The sequence below is a fragment of the Spartinivicinus marinus genome (assembly GCF_026309355.1).
Taxonomy (GTDB): domain Bacteria; phylum Pseudomonadota; class Gammaproteobacteria; order Pseudomonadales; family Zooshikellaceae; genus Spartinivicinus; species Spartinivicinus marinus.
Genome location: NZ_JAPJZK010000001.1, coordinates 5754417 through 5780984 on the forward strand (window position 1 = coordinate 5754417; position 26568 = coordinate 5780984).

At 44.8% G+C, this 26568-nt stretch carries 1 protein-coding gene; it reads left to right on the forward strand.

The genetic code is table 11. The annotated features are described in order from the left end of the window. The first annotated feature begins 391 nt into the window (after positions 1-391). A complete protein-coding gene (locus OQE68_RS25635; RefSeq protein ID WP_266195818.1) occupies positions 392-26557 on the forward strand; it encodes a non-ribosomal peptide synthase/polyketide synthase in 26166 nt (8721 codons plus the stop codon). The last annotated feature ends 11 nt before the right edge of the window (positions 26558-26568 follow it).

The window sequence follows — 26568 nt, forward strand, 5'->3', positions numbered from 1 at the left end:
TATTAAGTAAAACTTTTATGCATGGTAAGCAAATTTTTTCTTCTACTACTTTAGTATAATCTTTAAAAAATAACGAATAATAAATAAACTATGCGTAACTTGAGTGTGTTTTTTTCTTATTTTTATGTAAATATATTGATATATTTAATCTGGGTGTGTAGTCTCAACTAAAATCTAAGGTTTACTTATCGGCCCGTTTCAATTGTTTAAAATAAAACCAAAATTACACTATTGTAAAGAATTTGCCCTATAAGTTCGCCTATCACCAGAAAATATCTGGGCCAAATAATATACAAATACTCCACTACCTTATACTTTAGTTTAAGCTATTTCTTAGTAAGTAATAAGGTAGCACTGAAAGATTATTTTTTTGATTTTTAAAGGATCAGTTATGCGCTTGAGTTTTGACCTACATACAGCTCAAGAGGATGTCTACTTTGATCAAATAAAGCATCCTGAACATGGTCATTATAACATAGGTGGTTTTTTCTTACTAAAAGGCAGCTTAAATATAAAGCAATTTGAGTTGGCAATTAAGAAAACAGTAGAGGCATTTGATGTTCACCAATTAACCTTTGATCTAATGCACCATAAACAGCATTTCCAAAGTAATATTGATTCAATTCACGTTGCATTTTTGGACTTCAAAGGTGAGTCAAATCCAAAGGAAGTAGCAATTAAATGGATGCATGAGCAGTATAGTACTCCTTTTGAGCTAAATAGCGAAAGTCTCTTTGAGCACGCACTAATACAGATTAGCGAGGACGAGTTTTGCTGGTTTAGTCGTTACCACCATCTTATTACAGATGGCTATGGCCTTTTGATTTTTTATCAAACTGTTGCCAAAGTTTATTCTCAACTACAAAGCAACATAAGTCTGGAGTGGTTAAAAACTATCCCCCACTTCAAAGACGAGATAACACTTTCTTTGGAGTATGTCAATTCTAGCCAATATTTGAAAGACAAAGCCTATTGGCTGTCAAAGTTTTCTGAAAAGCCCCAGTCGATTTTACAAAAAAATTATCTAGATACAACTTCCGGTGGAAAAGTTGTATCAAATTTTTCGTCTGGGCAGTATTCGCTCTTATCAAAGTTATGTGAATCATATCAGTTTAGTTTTCAACATCTATTGATAGCAGCCCTTACTATCTATTTTAACCAGGTCAATAATCAGTCTGAATTAGTGTTTGGCGTTCCCCTTCATAATAGAAGAAATAAGCTTCAACGACAGTTAATGGGAATGATGACGGGTGTTATCCCTTGCAAAATAAGGATTGCTGACTTAACTGTTGAACAATTAATCAACAGTATAAAACGTCAGCAACGTTATGACTATCGGCATCAACGATTCCCCATTAGCCATCTCAATCGAGATTTACACTTACATCAATTAGGCCAAGAACAGCTTTTTGACATAACGGTTAACTATAGGCCTTTTGATGTCAATTTACCGCTTGAGGGAGTTAAGTCCGAATTTACTAATATATTAAGTGAGGATGGGACCCAGCCTCTTGAGTGTATTTTATGTGACTACGGCACTCAACAGCCCATGGCCTTAGAGCTGATGTTTCAGTTAAATTATTTTACTGAAACAGAAGCTCAGCAGTTAGCCAACCGTTTAATTTTTATAATGAGCCAGTTGCCACTGGTTATCGACTCACCAGTCAATCAAGTACCACTCATTACCTCTCAAGAACAAAAGCAATTAGTAACCTTTTCTCCTTATTATTCAACAAGCTCAAACAGTTGCATCCATGAGTTGTTTGAACAACAAGTAGCGACCACGCCTGACCAGGTTGCCCTGGTTTTTGAAGACCAGTCGCTTACCTACGCGCAGCTCAATAGCCAGGCTAATCAGCTTGCCCATTACTTGATTCAACAAGGGGTAACACCCGATGGTTTGGTCGGTATCTGTTTAGACCGCTCCCCGGCGGTGATTATTGCGATGCTGGCGACGCTCAAAGCGGGTGGTGCCTATGTCCCGTTAGACCCGACCTACCCTACTTCCCGTTTGGCTTATATGGTGGAGGATAGTCAGGTTGAGGTGATTCTGTCTCAGTCGCCTCATCAAGCCCAGTTTGTTGACAGCGCCGTGCCCGTAGTGGATGTGAAAGACCCCGCCTTTCAGTCACGGCTGGATGGCCTTTCCAATGAAAACCCCTGCCCTATGACACTTGGCCTGCAGCCTGATCATCTGGCTTATATCATTTACACGTCTGGCTCCACCGGCAAGCCCAAAGGGGTCATGATTGAGCACCGGGCCTTAGTCAGCCACATTGAAACCATCAAGCCGGCTTATGGCATCACCTCCCATGATCGGGTCCTGCAGTTTTCCAACCTAGGCTTTGATGCGTCTGTTGAACAGGTCTTTGAAAGCTTAACCGCGGGTGCCACGCTGTACTTGAGAAATAATCAATTATGGGGCGCGGCTGAGTTTAAGGAGTGGTTGCAAGCCAACCCCATTACCATCACTGAATTCCCCCCGCTGTATGCCAAAGAGCTGTTAACCCCACTATTGGCTGATCAGGCATTCTGGCAACAGACCTCACTGCGCTGCATTGTTGTCAGTGGCGACGTGCTGAATGTGGCGTTTGCCCAGGCTTGGCAACAAAGTGAGGCAGTCAATCACTGTCTGCTGATCAATAACTATGGGCCAACGGAAACCACCATTACCTCAACGTTGTTTACGGTCAACCAGCAGCCTCTGGGTAATCATGTGTCGATTGGCCAAGGGACAGCAGATACGGCGTTATATGTGTTGAACCCACAGCAACAGCTGTTGCCCATGGGCTGTGTGGGGGAACTCTATATCGGTGGTGCTGGCTTGGCTCGGGGGTATTTGAATCAGCCAGAACTGACAGCTGAACGTTTTATTCCGAACCCTTTTACCAGTGATCACAACGAACGCTTATACCGCACCGGCGACTTAGTCCGTTGGCTACCAGACGGTAACTTGGCCTTTATTGGCCGGGTGGACCATCAGGTGAAAATTCGTGGCTTCCGGATCGAGCTAGGCGAAATCGAAACGGCACTGATTCAACAGCCCCAAGTGGCGGATGGGGTAGTCATTATTCGCGAAGATCAGCCTGGTGATAAACGACTAGTGGCTTATGTGGTACCGCATGACGCCGTTGAAAACGAAGGCGAATGGGTTCAGCAGTTGCGCCAAGATTTAAAGGCACAATTACCTGAGTTTATGTTACCGGGGGCATTTGCTGTATTGCCCACATTACCGACTACCCCCAATGGTAAAGTGGATCGTAAAGCCCTTCCGCAACCTTCACTGGAGCTGACCCACGTTACGCAGTACCAAGCGCCAATGACAGCCAGAGAACATACACTCTGTCAAATATGGGAAGACGTTTTAGGGTTAAAGCCAATAGGTATTAACGACAATTTCTTTGAAATTGGTGGCGACTCTATTTTAGCGTTACAAGTAGCCACTCGCTCAATGGAGTCTGGATTAAAAATAACAACGGCACAGTTATTTGAACTACAAACCATTGCTGCATTAGCAGAACAAGCCGTGAGTATTACTATCCAGGAAAATCGGGCACCCCAGTCCCTTTCGCAAGGTCAGCAAATTTTAATACCGGTCCAACAGCAATATTTTAGCAATCAGCCGGTAGATGCCCATTATTACAATCAGGCGATGAGAGTCAATATTCCAAAAGGCTTTACCCGTGCTCAACTTAATCACCTAGTTAAAGCAATATATCAACGCCATGATGTTTTTCGTTTGACTTTTAATCAGAATAAAGCTGGTGTTTGGCAAGCTAATTATAGAGAACTAAGTGAGCCATTAATTGACAGCAGTATCCGTATTTATGAAAACATGGCTTCAGCTTGCATAAAAAAAGCGATTGATGAGGCCCATGCTTCTCTTAATTTAAAAGCAGGTTTGCTCAGTTCTTTTGTTCTAGAACAAACCAAGGGTTCTGCATTTGATCAGTTAACATGGATTGTTCATCATTTAATTGTTGATGGGGTATCTTGGCGTATTTTATTACAAGATTTGCAGCGGGGACTTGAACAACTTCAGCAAAAGAAAGCCTGTTCCTTAGGTTACAAAACAACAAGTTACCAAGCTTGGGCCAATGCATTAGATCGTTTCAGCCAGTCTGACCAACTAATAGCTGAAAAAAATTATTGGTTAGAAACATTAAAAACACCCGTTTTACCGTTACCTGTCGATAATCAGCCTGTTCAAAATACCATTCGTCAGTCTGAAGTCCTTGTTGTTAAACTGAACCAACAACAAACTGAACAGTTATTACACCAAGCTAATCAGTGTTATCACACAAAAATTAATGATTTACTTTTAACTGCATTCCTTATTTCTCTCTCTGATTGGATGAAGAACTCGTCTGTTCGATTTGACTTAGAAGGTCATGGCCGTGAGACTGCCATGGTCGGTGATATTAATATTAATGAAACGGTAGGTTGGTTTACGAGTCTATTTCCTGTTTGCTTAACTCGTACAACCAAGCAAGATATAGGTACACTAATAAAATCTGTAAAAGAGCAACTCAATCATGTGCCGAATAATGGACTTGGTTATGGTGTTTTACGCTACCTTCGTCAAGATCAAGAGATAATTGAAAAAAGTCAGTCATCCGATATTGTATTTAATTACCTAGGCCAATTTGATCAAAAAAACCAAGATACAGTTTATAGCAGTTGTTTTACCGACCCAAGTAGTTGGATAAGCTCAGAACAAACCCGTGAATACCCAATAGAAGTCAATGGGCTTATTGCCGATGATAGACTGAATTTTACGTTTAGCTATAACCGTTTGGCCTTTGAAAAAAGTACGATTGAACAAGTTGCAAATAGTTTAATAGCAAACTTAGAGACAATAATCGAACACTGTTGTAATGCGGTTGGTGGGTATACCCCAAGCGATTTTCCACTGGTGAAAGTCAGTCAATCTTATTTAGAAAAATTAGAGCATCACTACCCTACGCTGGTTGACTTATTCCCTAGCACGCCTATGCAACAAGGCATGCTGTTTCACAGCCAAATGCAGCCAGAACAGGATATTTATACCTCAATCCTCTCTATTAAGCTTTCACCACTTAGCCCATCAATTTTCAAACAAAGTTGGCAACAGTTAGTTGAGCGCCACGATGTGCTACGTATGGCTTTTATAAATGATGAAGATGGCGCTTTACTTCAACTTGTTCAAGCAGAGGTTGATCTTCCTTGGTGTGAAGAAGACTGGCGTTCACTTGCTGAAGTTGAACAAACAAAACAGTTAACAGAATTAATTTCGCAAGAGCAGTCAACCCCTTTTGTTTTTGACTGTGTACCATTGATGCGCTTTACCTTAATCCGATATACCGATGATACGTATGAGCTGGTTTGGACCCATCATCACGCACTACTTGATGGGTGGAGTATTCCAATTTTATTTGATGAATTGTTTGTTATTTATCAAGGTTTAAAAGTAAACCAATTACCCAGATTGCCTAAACCTACATCATTTCGTTCGTATATTACTTGGTTAAATCAGCAAAATTTTTCAAGCGCCAATACTTATTGGCAAAATTATTTGGCGGACTTTTCTTATCCAACCACTATTTTATTGGATAAGCCTGAAACACTTGATAAGAGTCGTTATGCAGAACAATCTTTATTTTTGAATCATACTTTAACTGAACAGCTACACTTATTAGCAAAAAGTGCGCATGTAACGTTTAATACACTTATCCAAGCATCGTGGGGACTATTACTGAACTTTCACAGTGGTGAGCAGGATATTGTTTTTGGTTATACCAGTTCAGGACGTGCTGCTGAGTTAAACAAGGCAGAAGAAATGGTGGGATTATTTATTAATACCTTACCACTTCGTATAAAAATACCGGATACTCCCATCATTACTAAACAGTGGCTGCAAGATTTACATAAAGCACAAGCTGCACATGATCAATACAGCTATATTCCTTTGGTCGATATACAACGGTTGAGTGAAATACCCACTGGACAATCTTTGTTTGAGTCATTGGTTGTTTTTGAAAACTATCCTATTGATGAGCTTTATACCAACCAAGAGGTAGTCCCTGGCAGCACAGACTTAAAAATACATGACATCAGTGTCAGTGAACAAACTAACTATCCATTGAGTTTGACGGTATTGCCAGGTAAACAGTTACAACTAAAGCTTGTTTATAATCAAGCTTTAATTAGCAAAAAAGCAGTGGTTGAAATATTACATCACTTAAAACAGCTATTAATAAATGTAGTTAATCAGCCTGAACAAAATATACAACAATTATCTTTATTAAGTGAAAACCAACAGCATCAAATTGCAATCGAGTGGAATAATAACAGTTTACCTTATGCAAAAGATCAGTCTATTCACCAACTGTTTGAACATCAGGTCACTCTAAAACCAGAGGCTGTTGCCATTACTTGCAATGGCCAACAACTCACTTATGTTGAGCTTAACCATAAAGCAAACCAGCTGGCTCATTATTTAAAACAACAAGACATTACTCCCTCCTCTCTTGTCGGTGTCAGTATGAGCCGTTCTGCTGAGATGGTGATTGCTGTTTTAGCGATTTTAAAAGCAGGCGGCGCATATGTTGCTTTAGACCCTAGTTATCCACAAGAACGCTTAGCTTACATGGTTGAAAACAGTGGTATCAAGACCATTATCAGCCAGCAGTCTATTGCACAACAACGGCAGTTCGAACAAATCAATACTGTATGTGTTGACCATCAAGAAACAGCTAATGCAATAGCAGTGCTAAGCACTGAAAACCCCTTGAATAGTACTCAAAGTATATCCAGTGAACAGTTGGCGTATGTTATTTATACATCTGGTTCAACGGGTAATCCTAAAGGAATAGAAATAAGGCATAGAAATACTGTCGCATTAATTGCTTGGACAAAACAAGCTTATAATACAGCTGAGCTAGAAGAAATTATTGCTTCAACCTCTTTAAATTTCGACTTATCAGCCTTTGAATTATTTGCGTCACTTTGTTTGGGGCATCGTCTGCATATCGTGGAAAATGCGCTTGCGTTAACCACGCAAACGGTCCATTCAACCTTGTTAAATTCCGTTCCTTCTGCTGTTAAAGGATTGTTAGATACCCATTCAATTCCACAAACAGTTAAAGTGGTGAATGTCGCGGGTGAGCCTCTTCATAAAGACTTAGTTAACCGTTTATTGACAGAAACCCACGTCGAAAAGGTTGTAAATTTATATGGCCCTTCTGAAGATACCACTTACTCAACATTTGCTGTCTTTACTCAGCCCGTTACCGAAGTACCCTCGATCGGCAAACCCATCAGTAATACGCAAGCGTATGTGCTATCACCAACTCAACAGTTGCTCCCCATAGGCATTCAAGGCGAACTGTATTTAGGTGGCGATGGTGTTGCCCGCGGTTATGTAAATCGCCCCGATTTAACGGCTGAAAAATTTATTCAAAACCCTTTCAGTGATGATTCTAGTGATCGACTCTATCGCACTGGTGATTTAGTCCGATGGTTGCCGGATGGCAATTTAGCCTTTATTGGGCGGATTGATCATCAAGTTAAGGTTCGCGGTTTCCGAATTGAGTTAGGTGAAATTGAAACCTTATTGGCGAGCCAGCCGGCAGTGGCAGAAGCTTTGGTTGTCGCCCAACAAGAGCCTGCTGGTGATAAGCGCTTAGTGGCTTACTGGGTCGCGGCTGACCAACAGGATGCCACTGTCACAGAGACTCAACTGCGAGAAGCGTTGGCCAAACAGTTGCCCGACTACATGGTGCCCAGTGCTTTGGTTGGTGTAGATCAGTTTCCCTTGACCCCGAATGGCAAGATTGATCGAAACGCCTTGCCAACACCGGACTTACAAGCGGATAGCCCTACTTATGTGGCCCCGGCTTCGGCCATTGAAGCAACGCTGTGCGGGATTTGGGAAAACGTATTAGGCTTGTCTCAAGTGGGCGTCCATGACCCCTTCTTTGCCATTGGTGGAGATTCCATTTTGGCATTGCAGGTGATTGCGCAAGCGCAACGGGCCCAGCTCAAAGTCACCACCCGACAGCTGTTTGACTATCCAACCATAGCGGCTTTAGCCCCTCATGTCACCGCACTCAAACAGGACACGAGCCAGCAACAGGCTGTGTCAGGTCATCAACTGCTACTGCCCATTCAGCAGTCTTTCTTGAGCGACCCTGCCGCAGCTGATCAGCACTTTAACCAGGCGGTGATGCTCACCTTGCCAGCGGGCACTACCGCTGAGCGGGTGGAACAAGCCTTAGCTGCGATTATCCAACGGCACGATGTGTTCCGCTTGCAATGCCAGCAGACAGCCGATGGCCACTGGGAAGCCAGTTATGAAACCCGTGCCCCAGTATCCCTTCAACAGGCGTTGCATTATCACGATATGCGCCAGCTGACAGCCGTGCAACAGGCGGTGGCGACTCCTCAGCTGGCCCAACAAACGCAAGAGGCCGTGAGCTTGGCCCAAGCACCACTGGCACAATGGGCACTCTTTGAAACCGCTGAGTCCATGCCTAACCAGCTACTGTGGGTCATGCACCACTTGATTGTTGATGGGGTCTCTTGGCGTATCCTGTTGCAAGACTTTGCCCAAGCCCTCAGTCAGTTAGCGGCGGATCAACCGGTGGTATTAGCGCCTAAGACCAGTAGCTATCAACGCTGGGCCGATGCTTTAGCCAACTACCGTCAATCACCCGCTGTGCAAGCGGAGCGTACTTACTGGCAACAGGTGGTGTCAGAGCCGGTGAACGAGCTACCAGTGACACCAGGTATTGAGGATCAACGCTATCAGCACACGGAGACTCTGACAGTATCCCTCGATTCAGAGATGACCCGAGCCCTCTTACAAGAGGCTAATCAGTGTTATCACACCCAAATCAATGACCTGTTACTAACAGCCCTGTTACAAGTGGTGCGTGATTGGGTCGGTGGCGATGGCATCCGCCTGGATTTAGAAGGCCATGGGCGTGAAGCGCTGTTTGATGACATTGACTTACACAGTACTGTGGGTTGGTTCACCACCCTCTTCCCTGTGCACCTAAGGCAAACAGCCGGTGACATTGGAGAACAAATTAAACGTGTCAAAGAGCAGCTTCGGACAATCCCCCACAATGGCATCGGTTATGGGCTATTGGCCGATGAGCAGGCTGATCAGCCCTCAGCGGAGATTCTCTTTAACTACCTGGGGCAGTTTGATCAGACCACCACGCAAACAGAAGGGCTCGCCTGGTCATTTGATAATGTGGGCGAATGTGTCAGTGATCAGCTGTCTCGACGGTATGTGTTAAGCATTAACAGTGAAGTCAGCCAAGGCCAATTGCAGGTGGTGTTTGACTATCACCAACAGCAGCTGACATCTTCAACCGTACAGCAACTGGCCACTGCCTATCGACAAGCCCTTGAAGCTATTATTGGTCACTGCCTACAAGCACGGGGGGGATATACGGCTAGTGACTTCCCCTTAGCCACACTCAGTCAGGCGCAACTGGATAGCCTGATGGTGCAATACCCCACAATGGTTGAGCTGTTTGCCAGCACCCCGATGCAACAAGGGATGATCTTCCATAGCCAGCTCGCGGCAGCGTCAGGGGTCTACATGACCCAGTTGCAAATGCGGCTCAGCCAGTTAGACCCTGAGCGCTTTAAACGAAGCTGGCAGCAACTGGCCAGCCATCATCCTGTGTTTAGAACGGCATTTATCAGTCAGCCTGAAGGGGATGTACTCCAGCTGGTGCAAGCAGCCGTGACCCTGCCATGGACCACCCATGACTGGCAGCATCTATCTGATGCAGCGCAACAACAGGCGCTGGCTGACTTATTGGTAGAGGAGCGGGCCACGCCGTTTGATTTTGCTCAGCCACCATTGATGCGACTGGTATTGATTCAGTTATCCGCTGATCAGTACCAGTTTATTTGGACCCATCATCATGCGTTGTTGGATGGCTGGAGTTTACCTCTCTTATTCCAGGACTTATTTGCACTATATCAAACAGCTAGCTTAGCCTGCTTGCCTACGCCTGTTGCTTATCAACACTATGTTGGCTGGTTACAAACCCAGGATAAACAAACGGCTAGCGACTACTGGCAAGCCTATTTGGCTGGGGTCACTGCACCGACCTCACTCATGCTTGATACCCCGCTCTTGATGCCTGCATCAGCGTCTGGTCAAACCTATAATAGGGTGTTAAGTGAGTCGTTTACCCAGCAACTACAGGCACTAACGCAATCAGCGCAAGTTTCTCTGAGTACAGTTTTACAAGCTGCATGGTCCCTGCTCCTCAGCCGATTTACAGGCGAGACAGACGTCATATTTGGTTATACTCGCTCGGGCCGACCTGCATCGTTACCCAATGCCGAAAACATCGTGGGGCTGTTTATTACCAGCTTACCGTTGCGTGCTTCGGTGCCTCAACATCCATCCGCGTTACTTCATGAGTGGTTACAGGCTCTTCATAAGGAGCAACCTAGCCATGACCAGTACGGTTATTTACCCCTAGTAGACATTCAGCGAGTGAGTGAAATAGCGGCAGATAAACCGCTATTTGAATCGTTACTGGTTTTTGAAAACTACCCTATCGATGACAGCCTGATGGAGGCAGCACAAGTTAACGATGGGTTTGCAGTAGAAGCGGTTGAGATGGTTGACCTAGACAGTTATCCACTCAGTTTAACGATTACACCTGCCAGCCAACTGCATTTACAGTTTGGTTACCAGCCTAGTTATTTAAATGACACTCAGATAAGAGAAATAGCGGGCTATCTGGAGACTATTCTATGTGGAATGGCGGCTGGAGCTAGCCAGCCTATTCAGCACCTGCAATTGTTATCAGCGTCTGAACAAACAACATTGATTGCTAACACGGTCTCACCTATCCCTGAAGCTTATTCGTTTTGCATCCATGAGTTGTTTGAACAACAAGTAGCGACCACGCCTGACCAGGTTGCCCTGGTTTTTGAAGACCAGTCGCTTACCTACGCGCAGCTCAATAGCCAGGCTAATCAGCTTGCCCATTACTTGATTCAACAAGGGGTAAAACCTGATGGTTTGGTCGGTATCTGTTTAGACCGCTCCCCGGCGGTGATTATTGCGATGCTGGCAACGCTCAAAGCGGGTGGTGCCTATGTCCCGCTAGACCCGACCTACCCCACTTCTCGTTTGGCTTATATGGTGGCGGATAGTCAGGTTCAGGTGATTCTGTCTCAGGTGCCTCATCAAGCCCAGTTTGTTGACAGCGCCGTGCCCGTAGTGGATGTGAAAGACCCCGCCTTTCAGTCACGGCTGGATGGCCTTTCCAATGAAAACCCCTGCCCTATGACACTTGGCCTGCAGCCTGATCATCTGGCTTATATCATTTACACGTCTGGTTCCACCGGCAAGCCCAAAGGGGTCATGATTGAGCACCGGGCCTTAGTCAGCCACATTGAAACCATCAAGCCGGCTTATGGCATCACCTCCCATGACCAGGTTCTGCAGTTTTCCAACCTAGGCTTTGATGCGTCTGTTGAACAGGTCTTTGAAAGCTTAACTGCTGGTGCCACGCTGTACTTGAGAAATAATCAATTATGGGACGCGGCTGAGTTTAAGGAGTGGTTGCAAGCCAACCCTGTTACCATCACTGAATTCCCCCCGTTGTACGCCAAAGAGCTGTTAACCCCACTATTGGCTGATCAGGCATTCTGGCAACAGACCTCACTGCGCTGCATTGTTGTCAGTGGCGACGTGCTGAATGTAGCGTTTGCCCAGGCTTGGCAACAAAGTGAGGCAGTCAATCACTGCCTGCTGATCAATAACTATGGACCAACGGAAACCACCATTACATCGACGTTATTTACGGTCAACCAGCAGCCTCTGGGTAATCATGTGTCTATTGGCCAAGGGACGGCAGATACGGCGTTATATGTGTTGAATCCACAGCAACAGCTGTTGCCCATGGGCTGTGTGGGGGAACTCTATATCGGCGGTGCTGGCTTGGCCCGGGGGTATTTGAATCAACCGGCGCTGACAGCTGAACGTTTTATCCCGAACCCTTTTGCCAGTGAGAACAACGAACGCTTATACCGCACCGGTGACTTAGTCCGTTGGCTACCAGACGGTAACTTGGCCTTTATTGGCCGGGTGGACCATCAGGTGAAAATTCGCGGTTTTCGGATTGAGCTGGGCGAAATCGAAACGGCACTGATTCAACAACCCCAAGTGGCGGATGGGGTGGTCATTATTCGTGAAGACCAGCCCGGCGATAAACGACTAGTGGCTTATGTGGTACCGAATAAAACAGTTGAAAACGAAGGCGAATGGGTTCAGCAATTGCGCCAAGATTTAAAGGCGCAATTACCTGACTTTATGTTGCCAGGAGCATTTGCGGTATTACCTGCATTACCGACTACCCCCAATGGTAAAGTGGATCGAAAGGCTTTGCCTGAGGCGACACTTACTGTCACTGATAATAAGGACTATAAAGCGCCTATAACAGCAAATGAGCGGGTGCTTCATCAGGTGTGGCAGGATGTTTTAGGGATTAAGCAAGTCAGTATTGATGATAACTTCTTTGAAATTGGCGGTGACTCGATTCTAGCCTTACAGGTCATCACTCGGTCTTTAGCGGCTGGATTAAAGCTGACGATGGCACAATTGTTTGAGCAGCAAACAATTGTACAACTGGCTTGTGAAGCAACAGTAGTAAACACTTCTGATAAGCAGGTTCCACAAACGCCTAGCCGGGGTAAACAACCGTTGCTTCCTATTCAGCGGCAATACCTTGAAGCAACACCAACTGATGTGGATCATTATAATCAAGCCGTTAAGATGGATGTGCCTAACGGCATTACTGCACTGCAATTAAAACAATCACTTGCAGCTATTTATCAACGACATGATGTATTTCGATTACGTTTTCATTGGTCTAATAATGGCGGCTGGCAGGCAGAGTATGTTGATCTAACTGATGAGCTAATAGACAACAGCGTTAGTGTTGTTGAGCTTGCTGGGTCAGAGGCGCCAAACAGCGCTATCGAAGCCACACTTAATCAAATCCATGGCTCATTGAGTATAGATAAGGGGATTCTTGGCCATTGTCTGTTAGTACATAATCATCAGGGGCAATCGGATCAACTGTTTTGGATTATTCACCACTTAATTGTTGATGGTGTTTCATGGCGAGTACTACTGCGTGACCTAGAAAACAGCATCAATTTGCTACAACAAAATAAATCAGTTGTTTTAGATTATAAGACGGCAAGCTACCAATATTGGGCTGAACGTTTGGTTGACTATAGCCAATCTGAAGCATTAACACGTGAAAAACCTTATTGGATTAATACCTTAAATACAGAGGTAGTTACATTAGCGAGTAAAATAATCAATAAACATAAAAAATATGCTAATACCAATAATGTATCAGCCGACGTGAGAGTTGTTTTAGATAAGGCCCAGACTCAACGCTTACTTAAACAAAGTCACCAGTGTTATCGCACACAGATAAATGACTTATTGCTCTCAGCGTTACTGATGACGATCACTGACTGGGTTGGTGGGGAAAGTATTCGCCTCGACTTAGAGGGACATGGGCGACAAGCTAACTTATTTGATGATATCAATATCAGTGACACGATGGGTTGGTTTACTAGTATATTCCCTGTGTGTTTGACTCAGCCAATTAATTCAGATTTGGGCATACTCATTAAGTCTGTCAAAGAGCAATTAAAGGCTATTCCTAATCATGGACTTGGGTTTGGTCTTTTGCGCTACCTAAAGCAAGAAAAAGAAATAGTTAACAATGATAAAAAATCAGAAATTATTTTTAATTATCTTGGACAAATGGATCAGACAAACACGGATACCAAGTTTTTTAATGGTAATTTTGAAGACACCGGCCTTTGGGTTAGCCCAGCTCAAGAAAGAGAATATCGCTTAGAAATTAATAGTGTTGTCGCAGCAGAACAATTAACCATTATTTTTAGCTATAATAAACTGGAGTTTGGTGCTTCCGTCATTGAACAACTCGCATCAAGTTATATCAGCCACTTATCCACTATTATTGATCACTGCTGTACGGCTTCTGGTGGATATACACCAAGTGATTTTTCTTTAGTTGATACCACTCAGTCTTATTTAGACAGTCTGGAGTCTCGCTACCCTGCTTTTGATGATTTATATCCTAGTACACCGATGCAGCAAGGTATGTTATTTCATAGTCAAATGCAGTCTGAATGCGATATATATACATCAATTCTGACTGTACATTTCTCACAAGTTGAACCTGGGCTGCTTAAACAATGCTGGCAAAAGCTTATTGAACGATACGATGTATTACGTACAGCTTTTATTGATAATGAACAAGGAGAAATACTGCAAGTTATCGAACGTTCAGTCATATTACCTTGGCAAGAAATAGACTGGCGAGGGTTAACTGAATCGGAGCAAACCCATCAGTTGACGCTATTTGTCGATCAAGAACAAACTAAACTGTTTCGCTTTGATACTGCCCCGCTAATGCGCTTTACGCTAATCAGAAAAACTGATGAGCGTTATGCACTGGTATGGACACATCACCATACCCTGCTAGACGGTTGGAGTATTCCGATTTTATTTACCGAGCTATTTGATATTTATCAGAGCTTGAAAGAACGTTATCCGGTAAAGCTTACCCAGCCGATTCCCTTCCGCTCTTATATGGCTTGGCTACATAACCAAGACGTTGCAAGTGCAGAAGCCTATTGGCAAGACTACTTAACGGGTTTTAGTGATACCACGCCTGTCTTACTTGAACATGAAGTTAAGCAAAAGAAAGAAGGCTATTGTGAGAAAGACCTTCACTTCAGTGCCTCTCATACCCAACAGTTAGTGCGTTTTACCCAAAATGCGCATGTTACCATTAATACAGTGGTACAAGCCGCTTGGGGAGTATTATTGAGTCTTTATAGTGGGCAGCAAGACGTTGTGTTTGGTTACACCTGCTCTGGTCGATCTGCTTCCTTAGCTCATGCCGAAGACATGGTTGGGCTTTTTATTAATACACTACCTTTACGGGTTCAGTTGCCAACAAGCCATACTGCCGTTGAGAGTTGGTTGCAGTCTTTAAATCAAACACAAGCCGTCCATGACCAATATAGCTATATCCCGCTTGTAGATATTCAGCGGTTGAGTGAGATTCCTTCAGGCCACTCTTTATTTGAATCCATAGTGGTTTTTGAAAATTATCCCATTGATGAGTTATGTAGTGATGATGAAGCCACTCAAACAACACCTGATTTGCAAATTGAAAATATTGGCGTTAGTGAGCAAACTAACTATCCATTAAATTTAATTGTCACACCAGGTAAAGTGCTAGAACTGAAGCTGCTTTTTGATCAAGCTCGTTTTAGTGTTTGTTCCGCTGAAAAATTGTTAAACCACTTACAACGGATATTACTCAATTTAATAACAAAATCAGGGCAAACGGTTGCTGATATGACGGCGTTGGTCACTGCTGAAGAACAGCAGCTTTTGGCCAAGTGGAACCAAACAACAACGGATTATCCACGAGAACACTGCATACATGAATTATTTGAAAATCAAGTAACAAATAATCCTAATACTGTAGCCATCGTCTATGAAGGGCAACAGTTAACTTACGCAGAACTTAATAAAAAAGCTAACCAACTAGCACATTATTTAGTAGCACAAGGCGTTAAACCTGAAGCGTTAGTGGGACTTTGTGCAGAGCGCTCTTTTGATATGATCGTTGGGTTACTTGCTATTTTGAAGGCAGGAGGCTCTTATGTACCGATTGATCCTAGCTATCCAACAGATCGGTTAGCATTGTTAATCAAAGACAGTGGTGTTCAATTAATTTTGAGCCAAGCAAAACTGGCAAAGGTTTTACCTTCATTACAAGCAGACATTCTTTATATAGATACGCATTCGACCAAAGAAGTACTTAAAGCCTACTCTATCAATAATATTGAGAGTGAAGTGTTACAACTCACTCCACAACATCTAGCGTATGTTATATACACGTCAGGCTCCACTGGTAAGCCAAAAGGTGTCTTAGTCCCTCATCAAGGGGTTACCCGGCTGGTGATGAATAATCATCAAGTCCCTGTGAATGCGCAAACCGTTATGTTGCAATGCGCATCTATCACATTTGATGCGGCGACGTTAGAGCTTTGGGGGCCCCTGCTGAATGGCGGTCAGCTAGTGCTGTACCCTGAAAGTATTGTTGATGTACAGCGTTTAATCCGCGTCATCAATGAATACCAAGTGAACACACTGTGGTTAACCGCTGGATTATTTGATCAGTTTGTCGCTGATAGCACTCAACCACTGCCATCTCTTCAATATTTATTAACCGGTGGTGATGTTGTTTCACCAAAATCAGTCAACAAATTTTATGAACAAAATCCCGATGCGATAATTATTAATGGCTATGGCCCCACTGAAAATACAACCTTTACTTGTTGCTACGCAATACCGAGAGATATTGACTTTAATCAACCCCTTCCAATTGGACGGCCGATTGCTAATACGCAAGTGTATGTGCTAAATAACAACCTAGTGCCAGTACCTATTGGGATTCCTGGTGAGCTATATACGAGTGGTGATGGTGTTGCCAGGGGGTATTTAAATCAACCTGAATTAACCGCAGAAAAGTTTGTTCAAAATCCTTTTAGTCGTGATCCTAAGCAGCGTTTATATAAAACGGGAGATTGGGTTTGTTGGTTGCCTGATGGCAAAATAAGATTTATTGGGCGAGCTGATAACCAAGTAAAAATTCGTGGTTTTCGGATTGAGCTAGGCGAAATTGAAAATGTATTAAGTCGCCATGACCAAGTTAAAGACGTTGTTGTACTTGCCCGTGAAGATCAGCCGGGTGATAAACGCTTAGTGGCGTATGTGGTTTTATCTACAACATCCGCTGTATTTTCTAGCGTTGCAGAAACCTTGAGTTCCTATGTTAAACAGTTACTACCGGGCTATATGGTCCCTCACCATTTTATTCAGCTAGTACAACTGCCGCTGACGTCTAATGGTAAAGTCGATCGACAATCACTCCCAATGCCTAACTATAGCTCTCAGGTTGATTATGTTGCTCCCACATCAGCGATAGAAAAGCAGCTAGTGAATATCTGGAAAGCAGTATTAGGTTTAGAGCAGATAAGTATCCATGCTAACTTTTTTACTGTTGGTGGCGATTCCATAAAAGCAATTCAAGTTGCCTCTCGTGCTCAGCGTGAAGGCTTGAAGCTCACTACTCGACAGCTGTTTACTCACTCGACCATTGCCGAGTTAGCGGTTTATGTAACGGCCCAAGCCTTAGATGACGTGAAGTCAAATGCACCTGTTGTTGGCGTACAAAACTTGTTGCCTATTCAGCACCACTTTTTAACAACGCAGCCTGAAGGGGTTGAGCATTTTAACCAAGGGACTCGTATCCGTTTACCAAATAATGTTTCAGACGCAAGCCTACGTCAGTTGTTGTCTGCCATTATCGAGCGCCATGATGTTTTCCGACTTGGCTTTGAATATACGACCGATGGAAATTGGCAAGCGCATTACCAAACACTCAATGAGTCCTTGATTCAGCAAGCCCTCTTTCAGCTTGATGTAACAGGTTTTTCTGCTGACCAGAGAAATATTGAAGAGGCTGATTGGATTCATCGTTTACAAACCCGTTTTGATTTAGCTAGCCCACCACTCTGCCATTGGTTATGGCTAAAAGATCAAGCTTCCAGTGAGTTAGTATGGATCGTTCATCACCTAGTGGTTGATGGTGTTTCTTGGCGAATTCTACTGCAAGATTTAAAACAGGGATTAATGCAGCTTGCTACTGGACAGGCACTGGATTTAGGGTACAAGACCACCAGCTATCAACTTTGGGGTGAGCGCCTTTCGGCTTACAGCAAGTCGGCTCAAGGCTTGGAAGAAGCCTGTTATTGGCAGCAAGCTTGCCAGCAGGCGGTCAACCCGTTGCCTGCCAAGCCATTAGCAAACCCATCAAGCAATAACGACCAAGCGACTGATGTTCATACGGTAAAGTTAAGCCAGTCACTTACCCAACAATTATTGCTGCAGGCAAATGGCTGCTATCACACGCAAATTAATGATTTATTGCTAACAGCCTTATTACTCACAATAACAGAATGGACAACAGGACAGTCTATTCGTGTTGATTTGGAAGGTCACGGCCGAGAGCCATTATTTGATGATATAGATCTTACGGAGACTGTTGGTTGGTTTACCTCTATATTTCCTGTTTATTTAACAAAGATAGCGAGTGATAAACCATGCTTAGGTGAACAGATTAAACACGTTAAAGAGCAGTTACGGCAAATTCCAAATAAAGGTATTGGCTATGGATTATTACAACGTTGGGCACCTGAACAACTTGCCAGTAGTCAATCAGCCGAGTTGGTATTTAATTATCTTGGCCAATTTGATGAGCAATCGACTGATGACGATACCGATTCTGTCACACTGATTTCCAGTGAGCTTGAAGGATGTATCAGCCCCCTTCTGCAAAGAAGTCATATTTTAGGCATGAATAGCATGGTCTTTGATGGGCAGTGGCAATTAACCATTGATTATCATAGAGAGCAATTTAGTGAGCATGAAATAAAACTGTTAGGCCAGTCTTACCTCAAACAACTGGAAAATATTATTGCTCACTGTGTTAATGCAACGGGCAGTTATACGCCTTCTGACTTTCCATTGGTTTCATTAACGCAAGCTCAGTTAAATCAACTACAAGCTAACTACCCAGGGTTAGAAGACCTGTATCCCAGTACCTTGATGCAACAAGGGATGCTACTCCATAGTGAGCTTGGTGCAGAAAACGGAATTTATATGACTCAGCTTGCAGTTAAGTTGAGTCAGTTAAATCCGGTAATTTTTAAACAAAGTTGGCAAGCACTGATCAAGCGCCATAGCATTTTACGTACAGCTTTTGTCTATGTTGATGATCAGCCTCCCTTACAAGTTGTACAAACAGAAGTGGACTTGCCTTGGCAAACTCTGGATTGGCAGCATCTTGATGCTAAAGCACAGATTAAGGCTATCCATACATTATTGGCTGAAGCTTCCCCTTATGATCAAGCGCAAGCACCACTTATGTCGTTCCATTTAGCACACTGTGGTGATGATCAATACTGGTTTGTTTGGCAGCACCACCATGCTTTATTAGACGGCTGGTGTTTACCTATTTTATTTAAAGAATTGTTTGCCCAATACCAGGGATTAATAGAGCAGCGTCCAGTGGAGCTACCTTTTGTTGCACCCTATCGCAATTACCTGGCCTGGTTACAACAACAGGATAGTAGTCAAGCAGAACAGTATTGGAAACATTACTTAGCTGGTTTTACTATGCCAACTTCATTGGGAATCGAGCAATCAGTAACATCTCAACAAGGACTCGCTCAACAGGAGTACACGGTTGATTTATCACCTGACTTGACCAAACAGCTACAGCAGCTGGCTAATAGCCTACGAGTGACGCTTAATACGTTACTACAAGCGGCCTGGGGTATTTTATTAAGTCGCTATAGTGGTGAACAAGATGTTGTGTTTGGCAGCACTCGCTCTGGAAGACCTGATAGTTTACCTGGTGTAGAGCAAATGATAGGCCTGTTTATTAACAGTGTGCCTGTGCGCTTAACATTAACTGGCGAAATACCACTAGCAGAATGTTTACAGCAACTTCAGCAAGCTCAAGTCTCACATGATCAATATGCCTACTCACCTCTGGTGGATATACAACGTTGGAGTGATATTGATAAAGGACAAGCATTATTCAATTCGTTAATTGTTTTTGATAACTACCCGATTGAAGAAGCATCTGATCAAGCCGATCAACCTGGCCAACCAACTATTGATCAAGTGTTAGGGGCGGAACAAACTAACTATCCTTTGACGCTTTCAGTTATTCCAGGTGAGCCTATTACACTTAAACTGTTGTACCAAACAGCTCGGTTTGCCAAGGCATCAATTACACAGCTGATTACGTATTTTCATCAGTTGCTTTTACAATTGACTAAAGAAAATAGCCAAGCACCCATTGCACAGTTTAACTTGCTCTCTGATAAAGAAGCTAAACAACTGGCTGAGTGGAACCAAACAGCGGCGCCTTTCCCAAGTCATAAAAACATTCATGAACTGTTTGAAATGCAGGTGATGAAAACGCCGAATGCTATTGCCTTGGCTTTTGAAGAGCGACAACTGACCTATGATGAATTAAACAAAAAAGCTAATCAGCTTGCTCACTATTTAGTAGAACAGGGAGTCAAACCAGATACATTAGTTGCCGTTTATTTAGAGCGCTCTATTGAGATGGTTATTGCTATTCTTGCCGTGGTTAAAGCGGGAGGTGCTTATGTCCCTTTAGAAACTAGCTATCCTGAGGAGCGGTTGGTTTATATGATTGAGAATAGTCAAGCCAAGATTATTCTGACTCAACATAAACTAAAAACACGACTTACGCTGGATAATCAACAGCTATTGTGCTTAGACGCACAAACTATTGCTAATCAATTAGCATCTTATCCAGTTGAAAATATCAGTGTATCAAGCATACAACTAATGCCTTCTCATCTGGCTTATGTCATTTATACCTCTGGATCAACAGGCAAACCCAAAGGGGTGATGAATGAACACCAGGCGCTGGTTAATCGAATTCATTGGATGCAAAACCAATTTAATTTATCTACAGCAGATGTCGTATTACAAAAAACACCGTTTGGATTTGATGTCTCAGTTTGGGAGCTTTTCTGGCCATTAACTTATGGTGCCAAACTAGTAGTGGCATTACCTGATGGCCACAAAGATGTTGACTATTTACTTGATACTATTGAGCGAGCCAATGTAACAGTCATGCATTTTGTGCCCCCCATGCTCAATGTATTAATTGCTAATCAACAGTTTGCAGAAAAAACCCACTCACTTCGACTGGTGGTTTGTAGTGGTGAAGCCTTACCGATAGAAACGCAAAATAAGTTTATATCATTACATCAAGCGGCATTATTCAATTTGTATGGACCAACTGAAGCGGCTATTGATGTCACCTATTGGCAATGTCAATTAGACGACAGTCGCCTTTCAGTACCTATTGGTAAGCCTATTGATAATATTCAATTACTGGTACTGGATCATGATAGAAATTTAGCGCCAATCGGTATTCCAGGTGAGCTGCATATTGGTGGAGTTGGTGTTGCCCGCGGTTATTTAAATCGCCCCGATTTAACGGCTGAAAAATTTATTCAAAACCCTTTCAGTGATGATCCTAGTGATCGACTCTATCGCACTGGTGATTTAGTCCGATGGTTGCCGGATGGCAATTTAGCCTTTATTGGACGGATTGATCATCAAGTCAAGGTTCGCGGTTTCCGAATTGAGTTAGGTGAAATTGAAACCTTATTGGCGAGCCAGCCGGCAGTGGCAGAAGCTTTGGTTGTCGCCCAACAAGAGCCTGCTGGTGATAAGCGCTTAGTGGCTTACTGGGTCGCGGCTGACCAGCACGCTACCACTGTCACAGAGACTCAACTGCGAGAAGCGTTGGCCAAACAGTTGCCCGACTACATGGTGCCCAGTGCTTTGGTTGGTGTAGATCAGTTTCCCTTGACCCCGAATGGCAAGATTGATCGAAACGCCTTGCCAACACCGAACTTACAAGCGGATAGCCCTACTTATGTGGCCCCGGCTTCGGCCATTGAAGTGACGCTATGCGGGATTTGGGAAAACGTTTTAGGCTTGTCTCAAGTGGGCATCCATGACCCCTTCTTTGCCATAGGGGGAGATTCTATTTTGGCATTGCAGGTGATTGCGCAAGCGCAACGGGCCCAGCTCAAAGTCACCACCCGACAGCTGTTTGACTATCCGACCATAGCGGCTTTAGCCCCTCATGTCACCGCACTCAAGCAGGACACGAGCCAGCAACAGGCTGTGTCAGGTCATCAACTGCTACTGCCCATTCAGCAGTCTTTCTTGAGCGACCCTGCCGCAGCTGATCAGCACTTTAACCAGGCGGTGATGCTCACCTTGCCAGCGGGCACCACTGCTGAGCGGGTGGAACAAGCCTTAGCTGCGATTATCCAACGGCACGATGTGTTCCGCTTGCAATGCCAGCAGACAGCCGATGGCCGCTGGGAAGCCAGTTATGAAACCCATGCCCCAGCATCCCTTCAGCAGGCGTTGCATTATCACGATATGCGCCAGCTGACAGCCGTGCAACAGGCGGTGGCGATTCCTCAGCTGGCCCAACAAACGCAAGAGGCCGTGAGCTTGGCTCAAGCACCATTAGCACAATGGACACTCTTTGAAACCGCTGAGTCCATGCCTAACCAGCTACTGTGGGTCATGCACCATTTAATTGTTGATGGGGTCTCTTGGCGTATCCTGTTGCAAGACTTTGCTCAAGTCCTCAGTCAGTTAGCGGCGGATCAACCGGTGGTATTAGCGCCTAAGACCAGTAGCTATCAACGCTGGGCCGATGCTTTAGCCAACTACCGTCAATTACCCACTGTACAAGCGGAGCGTGCTTACTGGCAACAGGTGGTGTCAGAGCCGGTGAACGCGCTACCAGTGACACCGGGTATTGAGGATCAACGCTATCAGCACACGGAGACTCTGACAGTATCCCTCGATTCAGAGATGACCCGAGCCCTCTTACAAGAGGCTAATCAGTGTTATCACACCCAAATCAATGACCTGTTACTAACAGCCCTGTTACAAGTGGTGAGTGATTGGGTCGGTGGCGATGGCATCCGCCTGGATTTAGAAGGCCATGGGCGTGAAGCGTTGTTTGATGACATTGACTTACACAGTACTGTGGGTTGGTTCACCACCCTCTTCCCTGTGCACCTAAGGCAAACAGCCGGTGACATGGGTGAACAAATTAAACGTGTCAAAGAGCAGCTTCGGGCAATCCCCCACAATGGCATCGGTTATGGACTATTGGCCGATGAGCAGGCTGATCAGCCCTCAGCGGAGATTCTCTTTAACTACCTGGGGCAGTTTGATCAGACCACCACGCAAACAGAAGGGCTCGCCTGGTCATTTGATAATGTGGGCGAATGTGTCAGTGATCAGCTGTCTCGACGGTATGTGTTAAGCATTAACAGTGAAGTCAGCCAAGGCCAATTGCAGGTGGTGTTTGACTATCACCAACAGCAGCTGACATCTTCAACCGTGCAGCAACTGGCCACTGCCTATCGACAAGCCCTTGAAGCTATTATTGGTCACTGCCTACAAGCACGGGGGGGATATACGCCTAGTGACTTCCCCTTAGCCACACTCAGTCAGGCGCAACTGGATAGCCTGATGGTGCAATACCCCACAATGGTTGAGCTGTTTGCCAGCACCCCGATGCAACAAGGGATGATCTTCCATAGCCAGCTCGCGGCAGCGTCAGGGGTCTACATGACCCAGTTGCAAATGCGGCTCAGCCAGTTAGACCCTGAGCGTTTTAAACGAAGCTGGCAGCAACTGGCCAGCCATCATCCTGTGTTTAGAACGGCATTTATCAGTCAGCCTGAAGGGGATGTACTCCAGCTGGTGCAAGCAGCCGTGACTCTGCCATGGACCACCCATGACTGGCAGCACCTGTCTGATGCAGCGCAACAACAGACGCTGGCTGACTTATTGGTAGAGGAGCGGGCCACGCCGTTTGATTTTGCTCAGCCACCATTGATGCGACTGGTATTGATTCAGTTATCCGCTGATCAGTACCAGTTTATTTGGACCCATCATCATGCATTACTGGATGGTTGGAGTGTGCAGTTATTATTCAAGGATTTGCTGTCTCTATACCATGGTATACCACGTGATTTAGCTGAACCTATCGCCTACCAACGCTATGTAGCTTGGTTGCAGGCACAAGATAAGCAAGCAGCCAGTGATTACTGGCAAACCTACTTGACTGGCTTCGCTGCCCCTACTGACTTAGTGCCTGATAACCCTGTCATAACATCAGAACTAGAAGCCAGTGATGCTTATGATGTGTATTTGGATGAAACATTCTCTCAGCAGCTGCAGGCGCTAGCCAGAACAGCTCAAGTTTCACTAAACACTGTATTACAAGGTGCATGGGCTCTGCTGCTTAGCCACTATAGTGGTGATACTGACGTGGTGTTTGGTTATACCCGGTCTGGACGCCCAACCAGCTTGCCTAGCTCAGAGGCAATGATAGGGCTCTTTATCACCAGTTTACCCATGCGAGTCCAGGTGCCTTATCAGCAAACGGTTTCTCTCATGGACTGGCTAAAAGGCTTGCATCAAGTCCAACCGTCCCATGAACAATATGGCCATATGCCGCTAGTGGAAATTCAGCAACTGAGCGAGGTACCAGCTGATCAAGCACTGTTTGAGTCGCTGCTGATTTTTGAAAACTACCCTATTGATGAAAGTGTTGTATCGGCTGATAACCGCTTTATTGTGGAGGAAACTGATACGGTCGACCGGACCAGTTACCCTCTCAGCCTAACGGTAATACCTGGCAACCAAATGCTGTTTCGGTTTGAATATTTAACTGAACGATTTAGTGAAGCAACCGTTAAACAGCTGAGTGGTCACCTAGAAAATTTGCTGAGGGGTATGCTCACTGGCTTAGAGAAACCGGTAAGCGAATTAACACCACTTTCAAGGGAAGAGCAAGCTTCGATTATTGCGGTAGGACAAGCACAACACCAAGCTGTTGCTCAGGCTTGCATCCATGAGTTGTTTGAACAACAAGTAGCGACCACGCCTGACCAGGTTGCCCTGGTTTTTGAAGACCAGTCGCTTACCTACGCGCAGCTCAATAGCCAGGCTAATCAGCTTGCCCATTACTTGATTCAACAAGGGGTAAAACCCGATAGTTTGGTTGGTATCTGCTTGGATCGCTCTCCGGCGGTGATTGTTGCGATGCTGGCAACGCTCAAAGCGGGTGGTGCCTATGTCCCGTTAGACCCGACCTACCCCACTTCTCGTTTGGCTTATATGGTGGCGGATAGTCAGGTTCAGGTGATTCTGTCTCAGGCGCCTCATCAAGCCCAGTTTGTTGACAGTGCCGTACCCGTAGTGGATGTGAAAGACCCCGCTTTTCAGTCACGGCTGGATGGCCTTTCCAATGAAAACCCCTGCCCTAAGACACTTGGCCTGCAACCTGATCACCTGGCTTATATCATTTACACATCCGGTTCCACTGGAAAGCCCAAAGGGGTCATGATTGAGCACCGGACCTTAGTCAGCCATATTGAAACCATCAAACCGGCTTATGGCATCACCTCCCATGACCGGGTTCTGCAGTTTTCCAACCTAGGCTTTGATGCGTCTGTTGAACAGGTCTTTGAAAGCTTAACGGCGGGTGCCACGCTGTACTTGAGAAGTAATCAGTTATGGGGCGCGGTTGAGTTTAAGGAATGGTTGCAAACCAACCCCATTACCATCACTGAATTCCCCCCGTTGTATGCCAAAGAGCTGTTAACCCCGCTGCTGGCTGATCAGGCATTCTGGCAACAGACCTCACTACGCTGCATTGTCGTCAGTGGCGATGTACTGAATGTAGCGTTTGCCCAGGCTTGGCAACAAAGTGAGGCAGTCAATCACTGTCTGCTGATCAATAACTATGGGCCAACGGAAACCACCATTACCTCGACGTTATTTACGGTCAACCAGCAGCCTCTGGGTAATCATGTGTCGATTGGCCAAGGGACAGCAGATACGGCGTTATATGTGTTGAATCCACAGCAACAGCTGTTGCCCATGGGCTGTGTGGGGGAACTCTATATCGGCGGTGCTGGCTTGGCCCGGGGGTATTTGAATCAGCCAGAACTGACAGCTGAACGTTTTATCCCGAACCCTTTTGCCAGTGAGAACAACGAACGCTTATACCGCACCGGTGACTTAGTCCGTTGGCTACCAGACGGTAACTTGGCCTTTATTGGCCGGGTGGACCATCAGGTGAAAATTCGCGGTTTTCGGATTGAGCTGGGCGAAATCGAAACGGCACTGATTCAACAACCTCAAGTGGCGGATGGGGTAGTCATTATTCGTGAAGACCAGCCCGGCGATAAACGACTAGTGGCTTATGTGGTACCGAATAAAACAGTTGAAAACGAAGGCGAATGGGTTCAGCAATTGCGGCAAGATTTAAAGGTGCAATTACCTGACTTTATGTTGCCAGGAGCATTTGCGGTATTACCTGCATTACCGACTACCCCCAATGGCAAAGTGGATCGTAAAGCCCTTCCTTCACCGATACATCAGTTCGAGGGTGTTTATACACCGCCAGCCACTGAAACGGAGCAACGCCTAGTTGAAGCATGGCAGGCGGTGCTTGAGTTGAATCAAACACCGATCAGCACCACCGCTAACTTTTTCGAGCTAGGGGGAAATTCAATCCTGGTGATGCGGCTAAATAACATGATCCAGCAAACGTTCAAGGTTGAATTAGCCATTAGCTTGTTATTTGAAAAGCCAACTATCCAAGCAATATCAGCAGCTATTGAAGAAGCAGAAAATGAGCAAGAGGCTGATTATTTACTGAATATTTTGGACTCTGTTGATTCACTTAGCACCGAAGCACTTGAAGCCCTGTTGGAAGCTGAAGAATAAGGTATTTTCTC